Consider the following 17,197-nt stretch of genomic DNA (forward strand, 5'->3'; position numbering starts at 1 on the left):
CGACATAGGCGGTTGGCGAGGGCCACGACCGAACGGATGTCACACAAACTTCATGAATGAGGAGTAAATCGGCCAAAAAAAATGGCAGCAGCCCGCAGGCTGCTGCCATTTCATTGCGCTGAAGCGAAGCTTACAAAGGACGGCCGACAGCGTTGCAGACGCTGGCGTTGTTGATGTCCAGGTTGTTGCCCGAAGTGTTGGTGACGAAGTTGGCGGTCACAGCAGCTTTCCAGTTGGTTGGAACCGGAGTGAAGCTGTGAGCCACGGTGGCAGCGTTGTTGCCCGGGTTGCTGTAGTGAGTGGTCAGGAAGGCTTTGACATCAGCGGCCACAGAGGCGTCCTTGTAGCACTGACCGAAGATGAAGTTGGTGTAAGCCACGATCGGGTAACCGCTGGCCGGGTTAGGAACGACCGGTACCCACTGCGAAGGGTTCGAAGGCGTGGTTGGCAGAGCAGCCGAACCCAGAGCCAGCGAAACGTTGGCGGTGGTTGGCTGTACGCCGTTGACGCGAGCAACCACTGCGTTGCTGGCGGCGTTCACACCGTCCGGACCGACATAACCGATGGAACCGTCAACAGCGTTGACTTGAGTGGCCACATCCGCCGTACCGGCAACGCCTACCCAGTTCGAAGGCAGGGCCGAACCGGCTGGCAGACGAGCGTTGGTGAAGGTGGAGTTGGTGGCGAACTGGGTCGGGCAGACCGAGTTCAGGTGACGGCTGAGGATTTCCGAAGTGCCGCTGGAAACGTTGCGATAAACAACGCGGATCGGCGTGGTATCGGAGGTGCCCAGCAGAGCGCCCCAGGTGGTTTTGGCGCCAGAGAAGGCGTCGCACAGCTGAGCGCTGGTCAGGTTCAGAGCGGTCTGACCGGCTTTTTTGTAAGGGATGGCAACCGAAGTGGCCACCGACGGCAGTTGAATCAGCGGGCCGTACGAAGCGCCGAAGTTGGCGTTGTAGGTGTTGATTTCCGAAGCGCTGAGAATCGAGTCGCTACCGGCGAAGTGAACCGAACCGGTGGTGCTGAACAGGGCCGAGTTATTGGTCAGGAACGCGGTCTTGCCGGTGCCGCTACCGGTACCCAGGTAGCTGAAGTTGGCTGGCAGGATGCTGTTGGCAGAGCCTTTGTACAGAGCGGCAGGCAGAGTCGCGCCACCACCGGTAACGTTGGCGGCCATGGCCTGGGCGGAAGCCAGGGCAGCGACGGTCAGGGAAGCTGCGATCAGAGTGCGCTTGAACATGAAGAATCTCCTTTTCAACGTTGGTTGTGAACACAGGTTTTCAGGGGACTTGCATGACACAGGGAGGACTCACCGCCGACCTTCGCAAGCGGGGTCCGTGGTTAAGTCGCAGTCAGAAATTCGCAGTTTCCGGTGACAGATAAAGGAAAAAACCTCGGGAGGTGCGAGGTGATTTTCGAGAGAATTTCTCGGGTGTTCTCGCGGTTGTGCGAAGTGTCTAAGACAAGCTTTTCGACGGAACCGGCCACAGCCCTTGCGGGGCCGTTGCAGATGACAGAAAGGAGAACCCGAGGATGTCAGGAATAAGGGTCGGGTGATGCTGAAGCCGCTGAAAAAAACCTGAATTATTTATTGCTCTGACTGACCTCTTCGCGAGCAGGCTCGCTCCCACAGGGTTTGCAGGCGCTGCAAATCGATGTGGGAGCGAGCCTGCTCGCGAAAGGGCCGAACAATCAACATCAAACCAACAGACACCCCCCCTACTGCACCAGCTGATTGATCTCGATGATCGGCAACAGCACCGCCATCACGATCACCAGCACCACCCCGCCCATCACCACGATCATCAGCGGCTCCAGCAGCGCGGTCATGCCCATCGCCCGGCGCTCGATATCCCGTGACAGGGTTTGCGCCGCACGTTCGAGCATCGGCGGCAGTGCGCCGGTTTTCTCGCCGCTGGCGATCAGGTGGATCAGCACCGGCGGAAACACGTTCTCCACCTTCAGCGCGGCCGCCAGGTTGGCACCCTCGCGCACTTTGGCAGTGGCCTCGTTGACGCTCAGGCTCAAGCGATCATTCGACAACGTCTGCCGGGCCGCCTCCAATGCCCTCAACAAAGGCACCCCGGCACCACCGAGAATAGCCAGCGTGGAAGCGAACCGAGCGGTGTTCAGCCCCAGCACGAAACGCCCGATCAGCGGCAACTTCAGCACCCGATGATGCCAACTCAAGCGTGCCGCCGGGCTACGCAGATACAGGCGCCAGCTCCAGAACGCAGCGGCCAGGACGCCAGCACACAACCAGCCCCACGCCCGAATGAAATCACTGGCATTGAGCATCGCCAGCGTCAGCCCCGGCAGATCCTGCCGCGCCTGGGAAAACGCGCTGACCACCTGCGGCACCACGTAGCTGAGCAGGAAAATCACAATGCCGATCGACACCAGCCCGACCACGCCCGGATAGATGAACGCGGTGAGAATCTTGCCGCGCAGGTTGTTGCGTTCCTCGATGTAATCCGCCAGCCGTTCCATCACTTGCGCCAGATCCCCAGACTCCTCACCGGCCGCAATCAGCGCCCGGTAAATCTCCGGAAAATCCCGAGGCCGCGCCGCCAGCGCCTCGGCCAGGCGCATGCCGCTGCGCACATCGGCGCGCACGGCGCTGAGGGTGTGGGCGATGTGTTTTTTCTCGGCCTGTTCCACCGTGGCACTCAGCGCCGCCTCCAGCGGCAGGCTGGCGCCCAGCAGGCTCGCCAGTTGCCGGGTGGCCCAGGCCAGATCGTTGTCCGAGAGTTTGGCGCTGAACAAGCCATCGCCACCGTTCTGGGCGACGTTGCTTTCCTTCTCCACCGACAACGCCGTCAAGCCACGACCGCGCAGCACGCCGAACGCCGCGCCCTGACTGTCCGCCTCCAGATGCCCGGTTTCGATCTTGCCGCTGGCATCGGCGGCTTCATAACGATAGCGATTCATCAGGCATCCCGTGTCACACGAAGGATTTCTTCCGGCGCCGTAGCACCGCTGCGGATCCAGCGTTCGCCGTCCTCGCGCAGGCTGAACATCCCGGCCTTGCTCGCTGCCGCGCGCAAGGCCTGCTCCCCTGCCCCTTGGTGAATCAGGGTGCGGATGTCGTCATCGATGCAGAACAATTCGTGAATGCCGGTACGGCCGCTGTAACCGGTGTGATTGCACGCCGCACAACCGACCGGGCGCCACGTGCCGGGCGTGGCCGGGTCTTCCTGTTTGCACTGATTGCACAGGCGCCGCACCAAACGCTGGGCCAAAACTCCGAGCATCGACGAGGCCAGCAGAAACGGCTCGACGCCCATGTCGATCAAGCGGTTGACCGCCGACACCGCGTCGTTGGTGTGCAACGTCGCGAGCACCAGGTGACCGGTCAACGAAGCCTGCACCGCGATCTGTGCGGTTTCGAGGTCGCGGATCTCGCCGATCATGATGATGTCCGGGTCCTGTCGCAGAATCGCCCGCAAGGCCAGGGCAAACGTCATGTCGATCTTGGCGTTGACTTGAATCTGGCTGATGCCCGGCAAGTCGTATTCCACCGGGTCTTCCACGGTGAGGATGTTGCTGGTGCTCGCATCCAGCCTTGCCAGCGCCGCATACAGACTGGTGGTCTTGCCGCTGCCGGTCGGGCCGGTGACCAGCACGATGCCGTGGGGCTGGCGGATCAGGTGATCGAGCTTGGCCAGCACCTGCGCATCCATGCCCAACGTTTCGAGATGCAGGCGCCCGGCCTGTTTGTCGAGCAGACGCATCACCACCCGCTCACCATGACCGGTGGGCACGGTAGAGACGCGAATATCGATGGGCCGTCCTGCTACGCGCAGCGCGATGCGTCCGTCCTGCGGTAAACGTTTTTCGGCAATATCGAGCTGGGCCATGATCTTGATCCGCGACACCAGCGCACCGTGCAACGCCTTGCGTGGCGAGACCACATCACGCAGGGTACCGTCGACCCGGTAGCGCACCACCGAATGGGTTTCGAACGGTTCGATGTGAATGTCGCTGGCTTCGTCCCGCGCCGCTTGGGTGAGCAAGGCGTTGATCATGCGGATTACCGGCGCGCCATCCTGCGTGTCGAGCAGGTCGGTGATTTCCGGCATGTCCTGCATCAGGCGGTCGAGGTCGACTTCGTTTTCCGCCGCACCGACCACCGCCGCCGCGCTGCCGGTATCGGCGTAGGCCGTGGCGAGCAAGCCGTCGAGTTCGTCGTCGCGCACTCGTTCAAGCCTCGTCGCGCCGAACTGCCGCCGTACCTCGCTGATCGACCAGCCCGGCGTCGACGGGCACACCGTCAGCACGCCGTCGCGCAGCAGAATCCGCTGCGCCTTGGCCCAGGCGTAGGGCAATGCGCTCATCTCAAGCCCTCCCGAGTGTTGCTCCTGACCTCTGTGGCGAGGGAGCTCGCTCCCGCTCGGGTGCGAAGCGCACGCAAACCCGGCATGCAAGGTGTGTCTGGAACAATGGGGCGGCAGTTTTCGGGTCTGCTGCGCAGCCCGGCGGGAGCAAGCTCCCTCGCCACGTTCATTGGATCGGCACCGCTTTGATGGTTGCGCGCGGGCCCGTCCCCGGCAGCGTCGCCGGCACGCCCTGAGCAGCGGTCGGCAATTGCGGCGCCTGCATGTCCGGCATCGCCCAGCTGCGTTCCGGTTGCAGACCGCCCTGCGCACGGCGCATGAAGTCGTAGCGGTTGAGCGTGATACTGCGCCCCGCCGCACTGTCGCGAATGATGTAGGGGCGCAGGAACACCATCAGGTTGGTCTTGGTGATCGCCCGGCGCTCGTTGCGAAACAGCGCGCCGATCCCCGGAAGGTTGCCCAGCCATGGCACCGCATCGTTGCTCTGGCTGTAACCATCCTGCAGCAGGCCGCCCAGCACCATGATCTGCCCGTCGTCGAGCAGGATGCTGGTGTCGATCGCACGTTTGCTGGTAACGATCCCCGCCGCCGTTGAGGCCGCCGAAGCGCGCTCGTCGATGCTGCTGACTTCCTGGTAGATGTCGAGCTTCACCGTACCACCCTCGGAAATCTGCGGCCGCACGTTGAGCTTCAAACCGACCTCTTCACGGGTCACGGTCTGGAACGGGTTGTTGCTGGTGCCCCCGCCACCGGTGACGTAACTGCCGCTGACAAACGGGATGGTCTGGCCGACGAAAATGCTCGCCGCTTCATTGTCCAGGGTCAGCAGGTTCGGCGTCGACAGCACGTTGGTGCCGCCCTTGCTTTTCAGTGCCCGGGCCAGCACTTTCAAGTCAAGGATCTTGCCGATGCCGGGGATGTCGACAGTGCCATTGACGTACCCCACGTTCAGCCCCTGAGGCAACACATCAAGACTGGTCTTGCCACCGAGGTTGAGCTTCGAGCCGCCCAGATTGGCGCCGCCGATCACCCCTTTGCCGCCCAGGTTGCCGGACTGCCATTGCACGCCGAACTCGCTGGCATCGTCCTCGCCGACTTCGACGATCAGGCTTTCGATCACCACTTGCGCACGGCGCTGGTCAAGCAGGTCGATGACTTCCCGCAGGTTGCGGTACAGCGGTTCCGGCGCGGAAATCAGCAAGGTGTTGGTGGTGGCATCCGCCTGAATGGTCACGCCGCCGGCGCTGAAGGCCACGTTCTGTTCGCTGCTTTGCGCGTTGCTGCTGCCGGTGCTGCTGCCTTGGGCGTAGCTGCCGCCGGTGCTGCCATTGTTGGTGGTCGAGGTGCTGCCGTTGGTTTGCGTACCGCTCTGGCCGTTCTGCCCGCCGCCCGAGTTGGTGGAGCTGCCCATGGCGCTGAGCACCGAACGCGCACTGTCGCTGGTGCCGCTGTCGCTCTCGCCGGTCAACAAACCGCGCAGCGCCTGGGCCAGTTTGCCGGCCTGGGCGTTGCGCAGGTACACCACATGCAGATTGCTCGGGTTGCTCTGGGCGTTGTCGAGTTTGTAGATCAGGTTGCGCGCCAGCTCCGTGCGCTCCGGGCTGCCGGCGCGGATGATGATGGTGTTGGAGCGCGGGTCGCCGATCACCGCGATTTTCTGCGTCGGATCATTGCCCGGCGCGTCGAGCAGGTCGGCGACCATCGGCGCGATGTCGGCGGCGATGCCGTTCTGGATCTGCACCACGTCGGTGTCGATGGCGCTCGGGGTGTCGATGCCTTGAATCAGTTGTGCAACACGGGTGAGGTTTTCGGCGTAATCGGTGACGACGATGGTGTTGTTGCCCGGATAGGCATTGATCGGGTTGTTCGGCGAGACGATCGGGCGCAGCACCGGGATCAGGTTGACCGCGTTCTCGTATTGCAGGCGGAAGGTGCGAGTGAGCATGCCATTGCCGGCGGGTTTATCGGCGCTGTAAATCGGCCCGCCGAGCAGTTTGGCGTCGGCTTCCGGCACCACCTGCGCCACGCCGCCGACGTCCACCACACTGAAACCCTGCATGCGCAGCGCCGCCAGCAGCATGTCGTAAGCCTGATGCGCCGGCACCTGGCCTTCGGAAACCAGCGTCAGGTTGCCCTTGACCCGAGGATCGACCAGAAACTGCTGGCCGGTGGAACGCGACAACGCCCGCACCACCGCTTGAATATCGGCGTCGACAAAATTCAGCGTCACCGGTTGATCGCCCAACGGATTGGCCGGCAACGTCGTGCCCCGCGCCGAACCGCCACTGCGGGCGCGTTCGGTGATGTTGTGCAATTGCTTCGGCGCAGGTCTTGCCTGAGCCTGCGCCCGCTCGCGGTCGAGCACCGCGTCGCCGCTGCGCTGGGTATTGGCCAGCGGCCGGCCGAGTTCGCTGTCCACCAGCAGCGGCGGTTGATTCGGTGGTGTGGTGTTGCTGCACGCGCTCAATGCCATCAACAGCATCGGCAACGCCATGCGTTTGGAGCCTGACCCCTTCATGAAGCTTCCTTAGCGCCCAGCGCCTGATCCATGCGTACGGTGCCCGACAGAGTGCCGGCGGTGTCATCGGTCGCGGTGTCGTCTGCGCGTTGCAGACGGGCCTCGACCACTTGCAGTGAAAAATTCCGGGGTTGGCTCAACAGCCAGTCGAGCACGGCGTCGGCGGGCGCGGCGTCGAAGGTCAACTGCCAGCCGGCGGACGCGGCCGCCAATTGGTAATGGCCGCCCAGTCCGCTGGCCTGCAACGTCTGTTGCAGCGACTGCTCCAGGTTCTGCCCGTCGGGGCGCACGCTCACCTCGCGCAGCAGCACTTCCAGCGCTTCGGCCTGGGCGCGCAGTTTTGGCGTTTCGACTTGCGATGCGGCGATCTTCTTCAACGGCGGCTGAACCAACGCCACCCACACAAACAGTCCAACCAACAGCGCCGCCATGCCGCCGACCATGCGTTTTTCCCGCAGTGCCAAGGGCTGCCAACGGGCCTGCAACTGAGCGCTGAAGCGCTGCCAACCGGCGCGGTATTTCGCAAGCGAGGGGCTATTCATCTTCGGCTCCGCTGCTGTCGTCGTTGTCGGTGTCAGTGGCAGCGGTCGCCTCTCCGGCCGGGCGCAATACCCAGCCGTCTTCATTCGGGCTGATGCTGATGCCGGCCTGGGCCAGCGTGCCTTGCCAGTCCTTGTCGTTGCCCGAACGCCGGGCCTCGGGCAGCAGGCTCAGTTGCAACGTACCGTCGCGAAACTCAAGCCGCTGCACCGTGCCCGCCATGGACGGCATGCCGATGCCCGCCTGGGACACCAGCCGCGTGAATTCCTGCCCCGGCGCATCCACCGCGCCCTGCTGGCGCACCGCGATTTGCTGGCGGGCCTGTTGCAGCGGATTGAGGATCACCGGCAATTCGGGGAACGCCTGCTTCACCCGCTGCGCCATCTGCGCCTTGAGCTGCTGGACCTGCGCGGCCTCGCGAGCGGCGTACAGGTTCAACCCGATCACCCAAACCGCCAGCGCCAGCGCACAGCAACCGAGCGCCCTGCCCCAACCGCGATGTTCGGTGCCCGGTTGTTGAAGGCCGCCGAGCAGGCCCCAGTTCGGCAACGGGCCGGCATTGCGCTGCGTGTCGGGCAATATCGACTGCACCGCTTCCGGCGCGCCGTCACCGATCCAGTGCGCCGGCAGACCGGTTTCCAGCAGCCACGCTTCATCGATCATCGGCTGCACTTGCGCCGCATTCGGGCCGTGGCGCAGCAACAGATGATCGTCGTGCAGGCAACCGACGCCGCCGGCCATCACCGGCAAACTGTAAGCCGCCGGATACAGGCCTTTGAGGTTCAAGCCGAATTGCCCGAGATGCTGCAAATCCTTGCGCGCGACCCAGGCAATCTGCACCTGGCCGCTTTCATTGCGAGTGCTATGGGCGATGTGCATCTCGGCGCTGTCGCCGAGCATCAACGACTGTGCCGCGCATTGCACAGCGGCAGCGGTTTTGCTTGCAGGCAGCGGCGGCAGGTCGATGCTCGCCAACAGGCTGTCCGAGGGGTGCAGAAAGCACACCAGCGGTTGCTTCGCCAGCGCGTCGAGCCGCACGCGTTCCTGCCGCGTGACCTGCCCCTGACGATCCAGCCACGCACAATCCACTTCACTGTCGAGACTCAGCGCCGCCAGCGGCGGCAAACTCACGCGCAACTGACTCATACGCCCACCCGCGACCAGATCACTTGCGGCAACCGATCCTGACTGCGATGCAGCAACGCATCGAGGCTGACCCGCCGCTGATCGCGCCGGGCCTGCCCGCGCAGCCGGAACCAGTCGCTGGTGATGCCGACCTTGACGCTGGTGATCTCCAGTTGCGGCAGGCGCAGGCGATTGACGAAATCCCCGCGATTGATAAACCAGCGCCCGGCGTCACGTTCATTGATCAACGCCTGCGCCCGCTCCAGCGACAGCCCCGGCACATAAGCCGCCAGCACCGGCGCCGTGGCGGTGTTGCCATTGAGCCAGGTGGTCGCCGGAATCACCGTCAGGTGCGGCGCCAGTTTCGCCAACAGCGCATCGTTGACCCCGTCGACACTGCGCAAATCATCAAGCGTGCGCAGCATCGGCAAGGTCGGCGATTGCGGCTTGCGCGACGCGGACGGCGACGTGGCGCGTCCACTGTCGAAAGTGTTTTTCGCCACAGGCTTGTCCACCACTTGGGCATTCAACAGATGCGGATAAGAGCCGATCACCCGCTGACTGATGCGCCGGCTCAAACCGCTGCTGACACCGATCAACTCGCACAAACGCTCGAACGCCTGCACCTGCGCATCATCGATCCGCTCGTTGGCCACCAGATTGCGCAGGTTGAACTTGCCCTGCTCGTCCTCCAGCCGCCCCTCGAAACCCTGGGTGTTCAATAGCTGCGCCCACGGCTGATCGAGTCGGGTCAGCGGATCGCGCTGCCGCGCATCCCACAACAATTGCCGGCTGATCTCCAACCCGCCGTGCAACACCCAACGGCCCTGCACGCGCAGTTGCTCGGCTTCCAGCGCCCGGGTCGAAACGCTCTGGCGGGTCAGCATGCCGGCGGCGATCACCGCGACCACCGCCGCAATCAGCAGCGCACTGATGATCGCCATCCCCTGCTGGTTCGATGGGTTGTTCATGACCGGCCTTACAACTGCCAGGAACCGATGTCGGCATTCACGCCATCGCCGTCAGGCTGGCCGTCGGCACCGAGGGAATAGATGTCGATCTCGCCGTTGGCACCGGGATTGAGGTACTGATAAGGACGACCCCACGGGTCATTCGGCAGGCGCTCCAGGTACGAGCGCCAGTTGCTGTTCTTCGCATCGGCCGGCCGCTCCACCAGCACCTTCAGGCCCTGGCTCTGGCTCGGATAAGTGCCGTGATCGAGGCGATACAGCTTCAGCGCCTGCATCAACCCGCCAATATCCTGCTTCGCCGCCGTGGCCCGCGCCTGATCCGGCCGGTCGAGCACCTTGGGCACCACCATCGCCGCCAGAATCCCTAGAATCACCACCACCACCATGATCTCGATCAGCGTGAAACCATGCTGCCCACGGGGCATGCGGCTCGGTCGATTGGGCTGTTTGAATTGCGCGATATCCATCTCGTCATTCCCTGGCTTGATTCGATTCGACGCGCAGTGTTGCAAGAAGATATGTCAGGGATGTTGAAAATCCTCGGGTGTTTTCGTCGTCAAGCCGTCAAGCACGCGGGTTAGCGTCGAGGGCTGTGTTTTGCCTCTGGGCCAGTTATGCGAGCGCGTTCCCGAGAAGCGGGTTTCACCCTGATTGAAGTGCTGGTGGCGCTGGCCATCATTGCCGTGGCCATGTCCGCCGCCGTGCGGGTTGCGGGGTTGATGACGCAAAGCAGCGGGGTTTTGCGGGATCACTCGATTGCGATGATTGCGGCGCAGAGTCGGATGGCTGAACTTCGGTTGGAAGGACGGTTGCCGATGGGGGTCAAGGTGATGGAGTGTGATCAGGGTCGGTTGTTGTTGCGGTGTGAGCAGGTGATTGGGGGGGCGGAGAATGGGCGGTTGCTCAAGGTCGGTGTGCAGGTTTTTGATCGCACGCAGGAGGCGCCGGCGTTGGCGAGGCTGGAGACGTTACTCAGCCGCCCCGAGAATCCCTAGCCCGAGCACTCCTAAATGTCGGACTACTACTTGGAGAGGGAACCAACCGAGTTGTCAGGCGGAGCAGAATGCCAAGCTATTAAGGTCGATCTCGGCGTAGCTCCCCAAATCACCCTTGTAGAGAGCGACTCTGAGCACTCCCAATTCGTATTGTAAAAATTCAACAAGCGCTCTGAGGCTACTGTTTTTTGACATCGTAGTCGGACGTACTACTGTTGCCAGCTCGGGGTCGTTATCGTAAATCCTGATCAGAAAAATATCCCCTCCATTATGTATATCGTAGTAATAACCACAGTATTCGTACGCCAAGTCGACGTCGACATCATCAAAGCGGGTAGATTTAACTATCTTCAAATTGGCATTCTGCATTCAGGTTAAGCAAGAGGGTCACCTCGCATTCAAAGGGGACACCCCCTTTGAATGGGGACAACAAAGGGGACTGATTTATTTTCTGGAAATAAATCAGTCCCCTTTATTCGGCTCTTTATTCGGCTTTATCTCCTGAGCAGTTGCTTGCGTCGCAAAACTGGTGGTCATTACTGTTTCTCCGAAAATTCATGAAGCGTTCGAGCTGGGGCATTGAACGTGATGTGAAGTGAGATTTGGGCATTGGGCGTCGGGGTTTTAATGTGTGCGATGCCTTCAGCATCGGTGACGCCTTTGGTCTCGACGCCATTGACCGTCGCAACATAGTCACAAAACGCCAAGGGCTTACCCATCTCACTATCTGTAACCCTGAACGATCTGGCGATCACTCTAGTCACTGGGGATGTTTTTTACTTGTGGTGTTGACTAATCAGACTAGATTTCATTCAGCACGCACTAAACGAAAGGACACACCCATGACCATTTTCCGCATAATAACCGCCGCCATCACCTCCCTGACTCTGGCCAGCAGCTCTCTACCTGCAGCTGCCGATCCCGGCAACGGCAAAGGTCAGGGAAATGCCAAGGGGAACCCGTCGCATAGCCAAAGTCATGGAAACCAGGGCGGTAAAGGTAAGAACTCAGGGGGCGGCGATTGGCAAGGTGGCCCGAGTGTAAACCGCACAAGCGTTCTGGGGATTGTCGATGGTTACCGGGACTACTGGAGCCCGGGGCCTGCCTTGCCGCCAGGGATTCAGAAGAACCTCGCTCGTGGCAAACCGCTTCCACCGGGGATCGCCAAGAAGCTAGACGGTCGCTTGGTAGGCAGATTGCCGCACTATGACGGTTATGAGTGGCAGCAAGTCGGGACGGATTTGATTCTCGTGGCGCTGGCAACCGGGTTGATCTATGAAGTACTGAATGGTGCGTTCGATTAGTTCCTAGTGAGACTTGTTGCCAATCGCGGGAAATGTGTTGCCCCGCCCCTGGCCAATTTGAACTTTCGACGCGCTTGCAGTCTTTATGGTGCGATATCAATCCCATACGGATGCAATCATGCTTCTAAAAAACAAAAGTCTCGTCGCTGTCATGTCCTGCGCCCTGATGCTGGCCGCAGCCCCACTTCTCCCCGCTGATCTGTCGATCATTAACGCTGCCGTTGCAAAAGAAGGCGGTGGCGGTGGCGGCGGAAATGGTGGTGGTCACGGCGGCGGGAACGGCGGTGGAAATGGTGGCGGTCATGGCGCCGGCGAGGGTGGCGGTCGTGCGGGGGCAGACCACGCCGGCAACACCTCCAGCAATGGTCACGGCAAGGGCCTTGCCAGCGATCACGCCGGCAAGGCGACCCGTAACCACGGGACAAGCGGGAACCACTTCGGCAGCGAGCGCAACAATGACAACGGTCACGGCGTCGCAACCTCCGGCGTTGCACATTCCAGGGACACTCGCGGCATCGACAAGGCCCGGGCAATTTCGGATACCACACCAGGTGATCACAACAGTAAGGGCCTGAGCAAAACAGGCTCGCATAAGACTCATTAAATCTGTCGCGGGGCGGCAAGTTCGTGCCTTGAATAAAAACCGCGAACTAGAAAGGGGACGGATCTATTTTTCAAAAAATAGATCCGTCCCCTTTTTTCGTCCCCTTTTTTTGTCCTAGAGAAGACTGGCGACTCGCGCACCATGTGCCATCATTTTCACAGCAGTTGAAGCTAACCAACCAGAACACGGAGGAAAGTGGCCATGCACAAGAAGCTCATTGTCGGAGTACTTATTGCTGCGGGGCTGAGTGGCTGCTCAGGCAAAATTGTGAACTATACCGACGCTGAAAAAGCTTGCGCCTCGGGTAAGTGCAACGGAATCCTCTACTACCCGCTGACTTATCAGACGGAGAGGTTCTACTACGACCGTATCCTCGGCAAGGATAACGCCATTGTTCGCTTTTCAGGCGGACAAGCAAAAGATGGCAGCGACAAATGCACGCCTCTGATTGTTACCGAAACGAAATTGGTTCCCTCCCCAAAACCCAGTCTCATCGACTATGAGCCTGGCCTGTTAGAAACCGTAACATTCGGCGTCGAGCTCACAAGCTCTGGCACCATTTCCAAGGTCAACACTGACTCGACCCCTGGTGCAAAAACTGCCGCCGATACGTTTGCAACCATTGCTACTGCGGTGAAAACGCTAAAAGCCGATGCCAACATCTTGTCCGGAGGAGGCACGAAACCAGTCAATCCGGAAAGCCTGCTTCACGACGAGATTCCCCTTTGTAGCGCAGGTCGTGTCCCACTCGGCACAGATCAGTCCCTTGGCAATGGTCAGGAGCCTCCGAAAGATTCGGCAGCGTCAAACGGATGCCGTTGGTCTGGGTCTCACTACGTCTGCGACAAGTAGGTTAATGCGCCATCTCTCACCTTCATTGGAGGGACAGATGGGTGGACAGAAACTATACAAACGCCATACATCCGCTTCTGGTCGAAAGGGGGCGGGGACTACCTTGTTCCAGCAGCGTCAGGAGGCCAGCTCTCATAAAAAGAGCCGCCTAAGGGGATCGGGTTGCCATCCATGTGGTATGCGACCCATGCCAGTAAGTGCGCCATGCGTTCTGCAGCAACTGGCGACAGTCCACAAGAATCTCTGACTTCATCTAGCCGTACTCGGCAAACATCGAGGTGGCGTCGAACGCCTGAGAATCCACCAAGATAGAGGTAGAACTCGTCGAGAACGATACCAACGCCTGGAACACCATAGGTGCCGGCCACACCTGGTGCCTCCTCATATATGGCTTTCACATCATGCCCTTCCAAGATCGCGACAACGGTTAGTACCTCGCAAAAAGTATCTTTCATGCTGTTGCTGACCCAGAGGTCATAGCTGTTGCCGATAATGATGGGCGCGCCCATGAGTCTTACTCTGATTTCAATAATGGAATGTTATGAAGAAGAGACGGATTCAGCCATCTAGCCAATTTTCAGGCCGTCTCCACTCAGATTATTATCGTTTTGGACTGGAAAAGGACATGCGTGGACGACAGCTTTTGGCCGATTGCTGCCTGTCGAGGAGGGCAGCAATCGAACCAAAGAAGCCCCCACTAACCGCCAAAAAAACGGCGGCTTGGAGGTGACTACGACATCAGGATCGATTCAGATGGTGAGAGTCGTCGAGATCGATACTCCGCACGCGCTTGCCTCAAAAGGCAAACATCGAGGCGAGCGCCGCGCCTGAAAACGCCACCGCGACAAGGGCCACGGCCTGCTGCCGCAGCCAGCCCGGTTTGGCTAGCAACTGCGCTTCTAGCTGCTCGATTCGAGCCCGGGTTTGTTGCTGGTTTTCCAGTAATTCGCCCATCTTCGACTCGACGCGTTCCAGACGCTGGGCTAGCGCCTCGCTTGCGTCGCCTATTTCTTTCAATGACACCGTCGTAGACGTCGACAGGCGTTCCCTCGCCTGGATTTCACTGCCGAGCAGCTTGGTCACTCGCTCGATCTGCTTCTGCTGGGCCCGCTGAACCTCTCCCTGCTGGACTAACTGACGCGAGGACGCTGCGTTGAGTTGTTCCTGCTTGCGGGTGCCGTTCAGGAAGGCCAGGCTCAATGCCTGCAACTCCGTCTCATGGTTATTCTGCGCGGTGGCCAATTGGTTCACTGCATGCCTGCAGTACTCATACCCATCTGCCAACGCCAACAGTTCGTCGATCTGATGCTTGAACTCGTAGAGCACCACCAACGCCCCGTTCTGGTTACCTTCCAGGGTCTGTGTATCCGTTTGCAGGCGTTCGATCTCGCGCACCAAGGCATCATTGAAACCGCGCAGTACATTGTTGTTCACGGTATGAACCTGGGTGACCAGCTGCACCACGCTCTGCGTCACTTCAAGGCTCGCGCCAAATTCGGCCAGCAATTTGGCCAGGTCTTTGTCATTCCTGCCCGACAAGCCACCCCAGAAAGAGTCCCAACTGCCCTGGTTCTGAAAGTCGTTCAATTGCGCTCTGGTCTTCGAGCCACGCTGTATCGCGGCGTTGAGCTTTTGCAGGCCTTCATGGAAGTCTTTCAGCTGGTTCTCTTCGGAGCGCGGCGCCGGCAGCAACTGCTGTACGGGTTGAAGGGGTACTTCATCGGCCGGCGACACGGTAAGTACGACTCTGCCACCCAGAAAATTGAACACGTCAGGGCTCCTGCGAAATACGTTTGGTTGGCAAAAGTGCCGAAAAATCGATTGCGCGCACACTGGTGTGCCGCGCCAGCCGTTCGCGGTGGTCTATTGCTTCCCTGGCCAGCACATCTACCGAATGCGCATATTCGATCAGCCCTTCGGCCATCAGCCATTCGTTTTCCTGCACCTTGATAAGCTGCAGCGCCGCCTCTCGTTTGGCTTCCAGCGACTCGCTCCAACCGGTCTTGAAATCCACCAAGTAGGCAACGATAGGGGGCACTAGGTTCTGCAAGTGATAACTGCAAAGCCCGAAACCGATGGCCGACAACACGCAGGATATATAGGGTGCTGCCACCCCGGTCAGCGGAATCAATTGCGACTCGATCACCGGTTCCAGGCCGTCCCAGAGCACCAGCGTGCCACTGACGACTGCGGTCTCGACGATCTTCTGGATCAACTCTTCCCGGCTAATGGATTGCGCGCCTTTGTACAGTTGCCAGGCGCCGTGAGCGAGGTCGAAAAGGTTGCGGGCGAGGTTGTAGACTTGGCGGATCGCCTTGGACAAGGCATTGACGATGAATTCGACGATGCCGTTGAGCAGCTTCAGGGGCGCCTCGACGATTTTTTCGATCACCGCCCAGATCTTTTTGAGGAAGCGCTCCACGCGCTGTTTTAGGCGTGCAGCGCCACCCATGAACACGTCGACCAGTTCGTCTTTAACGGCCATGATCGCGGCTGAAGTCAGTTGTTCCAGCAACTGCCAGCCTGAGTTTTTCAGTGCTTCTTTGCCAGCACCCAGAGCGACGTCAGTGGCATTTCCGAGGGTATCTTTGAGCTTTTTGGCTTCGATGTTGCTGCGAATGCCTTGTTCCTGATGCAGTTCCTGGCGCTTGTTGACGGGCGGGTTTTCAGTCTTGATGAGGTGTGCTTCCAGGGCAGCAGCTGTTTCGGCCGAGTCCATGGTCACGAATTTCACCTTGCATCCCGCTTCCAGTTGCTTGGAAAGCTTGTACGGTTCGCCCTTTTTGTTGCCATTGCGATGGTCGTTCAGGTGTCCGTCTTGCCAACGCTGTCGCATGTTGGTGCTATCGCCGATATAGACCAGCTTGCCGCTCGTGTCATACACCACATAAACGCCTGGCTTCTCGGGCAGTTGGCTGCTACTGGAGGTGTCGGCAGCGCTGAGATCGAACTCTCCATCGAACTGCAAGGTAGCAAGTGAACCAATTCCCGCTGACAAGCTTTTGAGCAGAATTTCCTTCCACGCCACCCCCCGATTAGCAACATCAATCGCACTTTTCGCCGACGTGGCGGCAAGGGTGTCCTTGCCGGCCTGCAAAGGATCGGCTGTCTTGGCGTTCGGGCGGGAGTTCTTCTTGTTGCGAAAGCCGGCGATCAGCTTTCGGTTGGTGTTCTCGATCGCTCGATCAACGATAAGGTTCGCCAATGGAGATAGCGACTTTTGTTCGTATTGTGGGCCCATGATTCCTTCTTGAAAAAACCTTCCTGTTTAAGGGGCGAACTACGGGCATGAAAGCTATCAAAGTGACACTATTGGTTCCACCTAAAAATGACTCGTTTGAAAAAGTTGTTTTCCGGGTGCTGTCTACGAGGCCCGTACCGCTAGGAGCATTGCCGAACACGGATGCACGGAAAGTCTGCTTTTGGCTGTGGATTCAACCGGTCGATGCAACAGATTGGCTAAATCGTTCTGCCGGTGTTTCGTAGTCTAGCGTTTTCCGAGGGCGGCTATTTAGCTGCCTTGCGACTTCATTGAGCGCGGCTTGCGAGTGATCCGCAAGGTCGGTTCCTTTCGGGAAATACTGCCTTAACAACCCGTTGGTATTCTCATTCGATCCCCGTTGCCAAGGACGATGAGGATCGCAGAAGTAGACCTTGATGTCGGTAGCCACCGTAAAGCGCTTATGGTCAGCCATCTCTTTGCCACGATCCCACGTCAGCGATTTGTAGAGTTCTTGAGGTAAGTTGCGGGCGTTTTCGATCAGGGCGCTGATGACCGTCTCGCTATCCTTACCGTCCAATTTCACCAGCATTACGTAGCGGGTATGACGCTCAACAAGAGTGGCAATTTGGCTGTTCTTGCTACCGCACAGCAGGTCACCCTCTCAATGACCTGGAACCGCCCGATCCTTAGCCGCGGCTGGGCGTTCGCGGATCGATACCGCGTCAGTG

General features: G+C 59.9%; 16 protein-coding genes and 1 pseudogene. 4 read left to right on the forward strand and 13 right to left on the reverse strand.

Features of this window, described 5'->3' with window-relative positions:
- Nucleotides 1-130: 130 nt before the first annotated feature.
- The 8 genes from ACK6BI_RS25830 to gspG form a co-directional block, all read right to left on the reverse strand.
- Nucleotides 131-1,240 (reverse strand): substrate-binding domain-containing protein, encoded by a 1,110-nt coding sequence (locus tag ACK6BI_RS25830; protein WP_409319319.1) that lies wholly within the window; start codon nt 1,238-1,240, stop codon nt 131-133.
- A gap of 479 nt (nt 1,241-1,719) precedes the next feature.
- On the reverse strand, nt 1,720-2,931 hold the full coding sequence (gene gspF / locus ACK6BI_RS25835; protein WP_409319320.1) for a type II secretion system inner membrane protein GspF: 1,212 nt from the start codon (nt 2,929-2,931) through the stop codon (nt 1,720-1,722).
- Nucleotides 2,931-4,337 carry a type II secretion system ATPase GspE gene (gspE, locus tag ACK6BI_RS25840; RefSeq protein ID WP_409319321.1) on the reverse strand — a complete coding sequence of 469 codons (1,407 nt, stop codon included), beginning with the start codon at nt 4,335-4,337 and terminating at the stop codon, nt 2,931-2,933. Before gspE ends, gspF begins: the two co-directional genes overlap by 1 nt.
- A gap of 166 nt (nt 4,338-4,503) precedes the next feature.
- The gene (gspD, locus tag ACK6BI_RS25845; RefSeq protein WP_409319322.1) at nt 4,504-6,855 is read right to left on the reverse strand and encodes a type II secretion system secretin GspD; all 2,352 of its coding nucleotides are present in this window, start codon (nt 6,853-6,855) and stop codon (nt 4,504-4,506) included.
- The gene (gspM, locus tag ACK6BI_RS25850) at nt 6,852-7,397 is read right to left on the reverse strand and encodes a type II secretion system protein GspM (protein ID WP_409319323.1); all 546 of its coding nucleotides are present in this window, start codon (nt 7,395-7,397) and stop codon (nt 6,852-6,854) included. The genes gspD and gspM overlap by 4 nt, the downstream gene beginning before the upstream one ends.
- A complete protein-coding gene (gene gspL, locus ACK6BI_RS25855; RefSeq protein ID WP_409319324.1) occupies nt 7,390-8,541 on the reverse strand; it encodes a type II secretion system protein GspL in 1,152 nt (383 codons plus the stop codon). Before gspL ends, gspM begins: the two co-directional genes overlap by 8 nt.
- A complete protein-coding gene (gene gspK / locus ACK6BI_RS25860) occupies nt 8,538-9,491 on the reverse strand; it encodes a type II secretion system minor pseudopilin GspK (RefSeq protein WP_409319325.1) in 954 nt (317 codons plus the stop codon). Before gspK ends, gspL begins: the two co-directional genes overlap by 4 nt.
- Before the next feature lie 8 nt (nt 9,492-9,499).
- Nucleotides 9,500-9,958 (reverse strand): type II secretion system major pseudopilin GspG, encoded by a 459-nt coding sequence (gene gspG, locus ACK6BI_RS25865; protein ID WP_409319326.1) that lies wholly within the window; start codon nt 9,956-9,958, stop codon nt 9,500-9,502.
- A gap of 147 nt (nt 9,959-10,105) precedes the next feature.
- Between gspG and gspI the strand changes: the two genes are divergently transcribed.
- Nucleotides 10,106-10,486, forward strand: coding sequence for a type II secretion system minor pseudopilin GspI (gene gspI, locus ACK6BI_RS25870; protein WP_409319327.1), 381 nt, complete (start codon nt 10,106-10,108; stop codon nt 10,484-10,486).
- A 536-nt stretch (nt 10,487-11,022) separates the two neighbouring features.
- Here the strand turns inward: gspI and ACK6BI_RS25875 are convergent.
- Nucleotides 11,023-11,205 (reverse strand): hypothetical protein, encoded by a 183-nt coding sequence (locus ACK6BI_RS25875; RefSeq protein ID WP_409319328.1) that lies wholly within the window; start codon nt 11,203-11,205, stop codon nt 11,023-11,025.
- Nucleotides 11,206-11,328: 123 nt separating this feature from the next.
- Between ACK6BI_RS25875 and ACK6BI_RS25880 the strand changes: the two genes are divergently transcribed.
- The 3 genes from ACK6BI_RS25880 (at nt 11,329) to ACK6BI_RS25890 (ending at nt 13,246) form a co-directional block, all read left to right on the forward strand.
- Nucleotides 11,329-11,790 (forward strand): anti-virulence regulator CigR family protein, encoded by a 462-nt coding sequence (locus tag ACK6BI_RS25880; protein WP_409319329.1) that lies wholly within the window; start codon nt 11,329-11,331, stop codon nt 11,788-11,790.
- A gap of 118 nt (nt 11,791-11,908) precedes the next feature.
- Nucleotides 11,909-12,394 (forward strand): hypothetical protein, encoded by a 486-nt coding sequence (locus ACK6BI_RS25885; protein ID WP_409319330.1) that lies wholly within the window; start codon nt 11,909-11,911, stop codon nt 12,392-12,394.
- Between the two features lie 201 nt (nt 12,395-12,595).
- On the forward strand, nt 12,596-13,246 hold the full coding sequence (locus ACK6BI_RS25890) for a hypothetical protein (RefSeq protein WP_409319331.1): 651 nt from the start codon (nt 12,596-12,598) through the stop codon (nt 13,244-13,246).
- A 98-nt stretch (nt 13,247-13,344) separates the two neighbouring features.
- On the opposite strand, the gene ACK6BI_RS25895 is transcribed toward ACK6BI_RS25890, so the two are convergent.
- From ACK6BI_RS25895 to ACK6BI_RS25910, 4 genes and pseudogenes are all read right to left on the reverse strand, one after another.
- Nucleotides 13,345-13,755 (reverse strand): hypothetical protein, encoded by a 411-nt coding sequence (locus tag ACK6BI_RS25895; RefSeq protein WP_409319332.1) that lies wholly within the window; start codon nt 13,753-13,755, stop codon nt 13,345-13,347.
- Nucleotides 13,756-14,041: 286 nt separating this feature from the next.
- Nucleotides 14,042-15,016, reverse strand: a complete 975-nt coding sequence (locus tag ACK6BI_RS25900; RefSeq protein WP_409319333.1) for a hypothetical protein — start codon at nt 15,014-15,016, stop codon at nt 14,042-14,044.
- Nucleotide 15,017: 1 nt separating this feature from the next.
- On the reverse strand, nt 15,018-16,487 hold the full coding sequence (locus tag ACK6BI_RS25905; RefSeq protein WP_409319334.1) for a GIY-YIG nuclease family protein: 1,470 nt from the start codon (nt 16,485-16,487) through the stop codon (nt 15,018-15,020).
- A 193-nt stretch (nt 16,488-16,680) separates the two neighbouring features.
- Nucleotides 16,681-17,197, reverse strand: a pseudogene (locus ACK6BI_RS25910) (IS30 family transposase); the annotation flags it as partial.

The organism is Pseudomonas sp. KCJK9016, assembly GCF_046231795.1.
In the GTDB taxonomy this organism is placed as follows: domain Bacteria; phylum Pseudomonadota; class Gammaproteobacteria; order Pseudomonadales; family Pseudomonadaceae; genus Aquipseudomonas; species Aquipseudomonas bananamidigenes.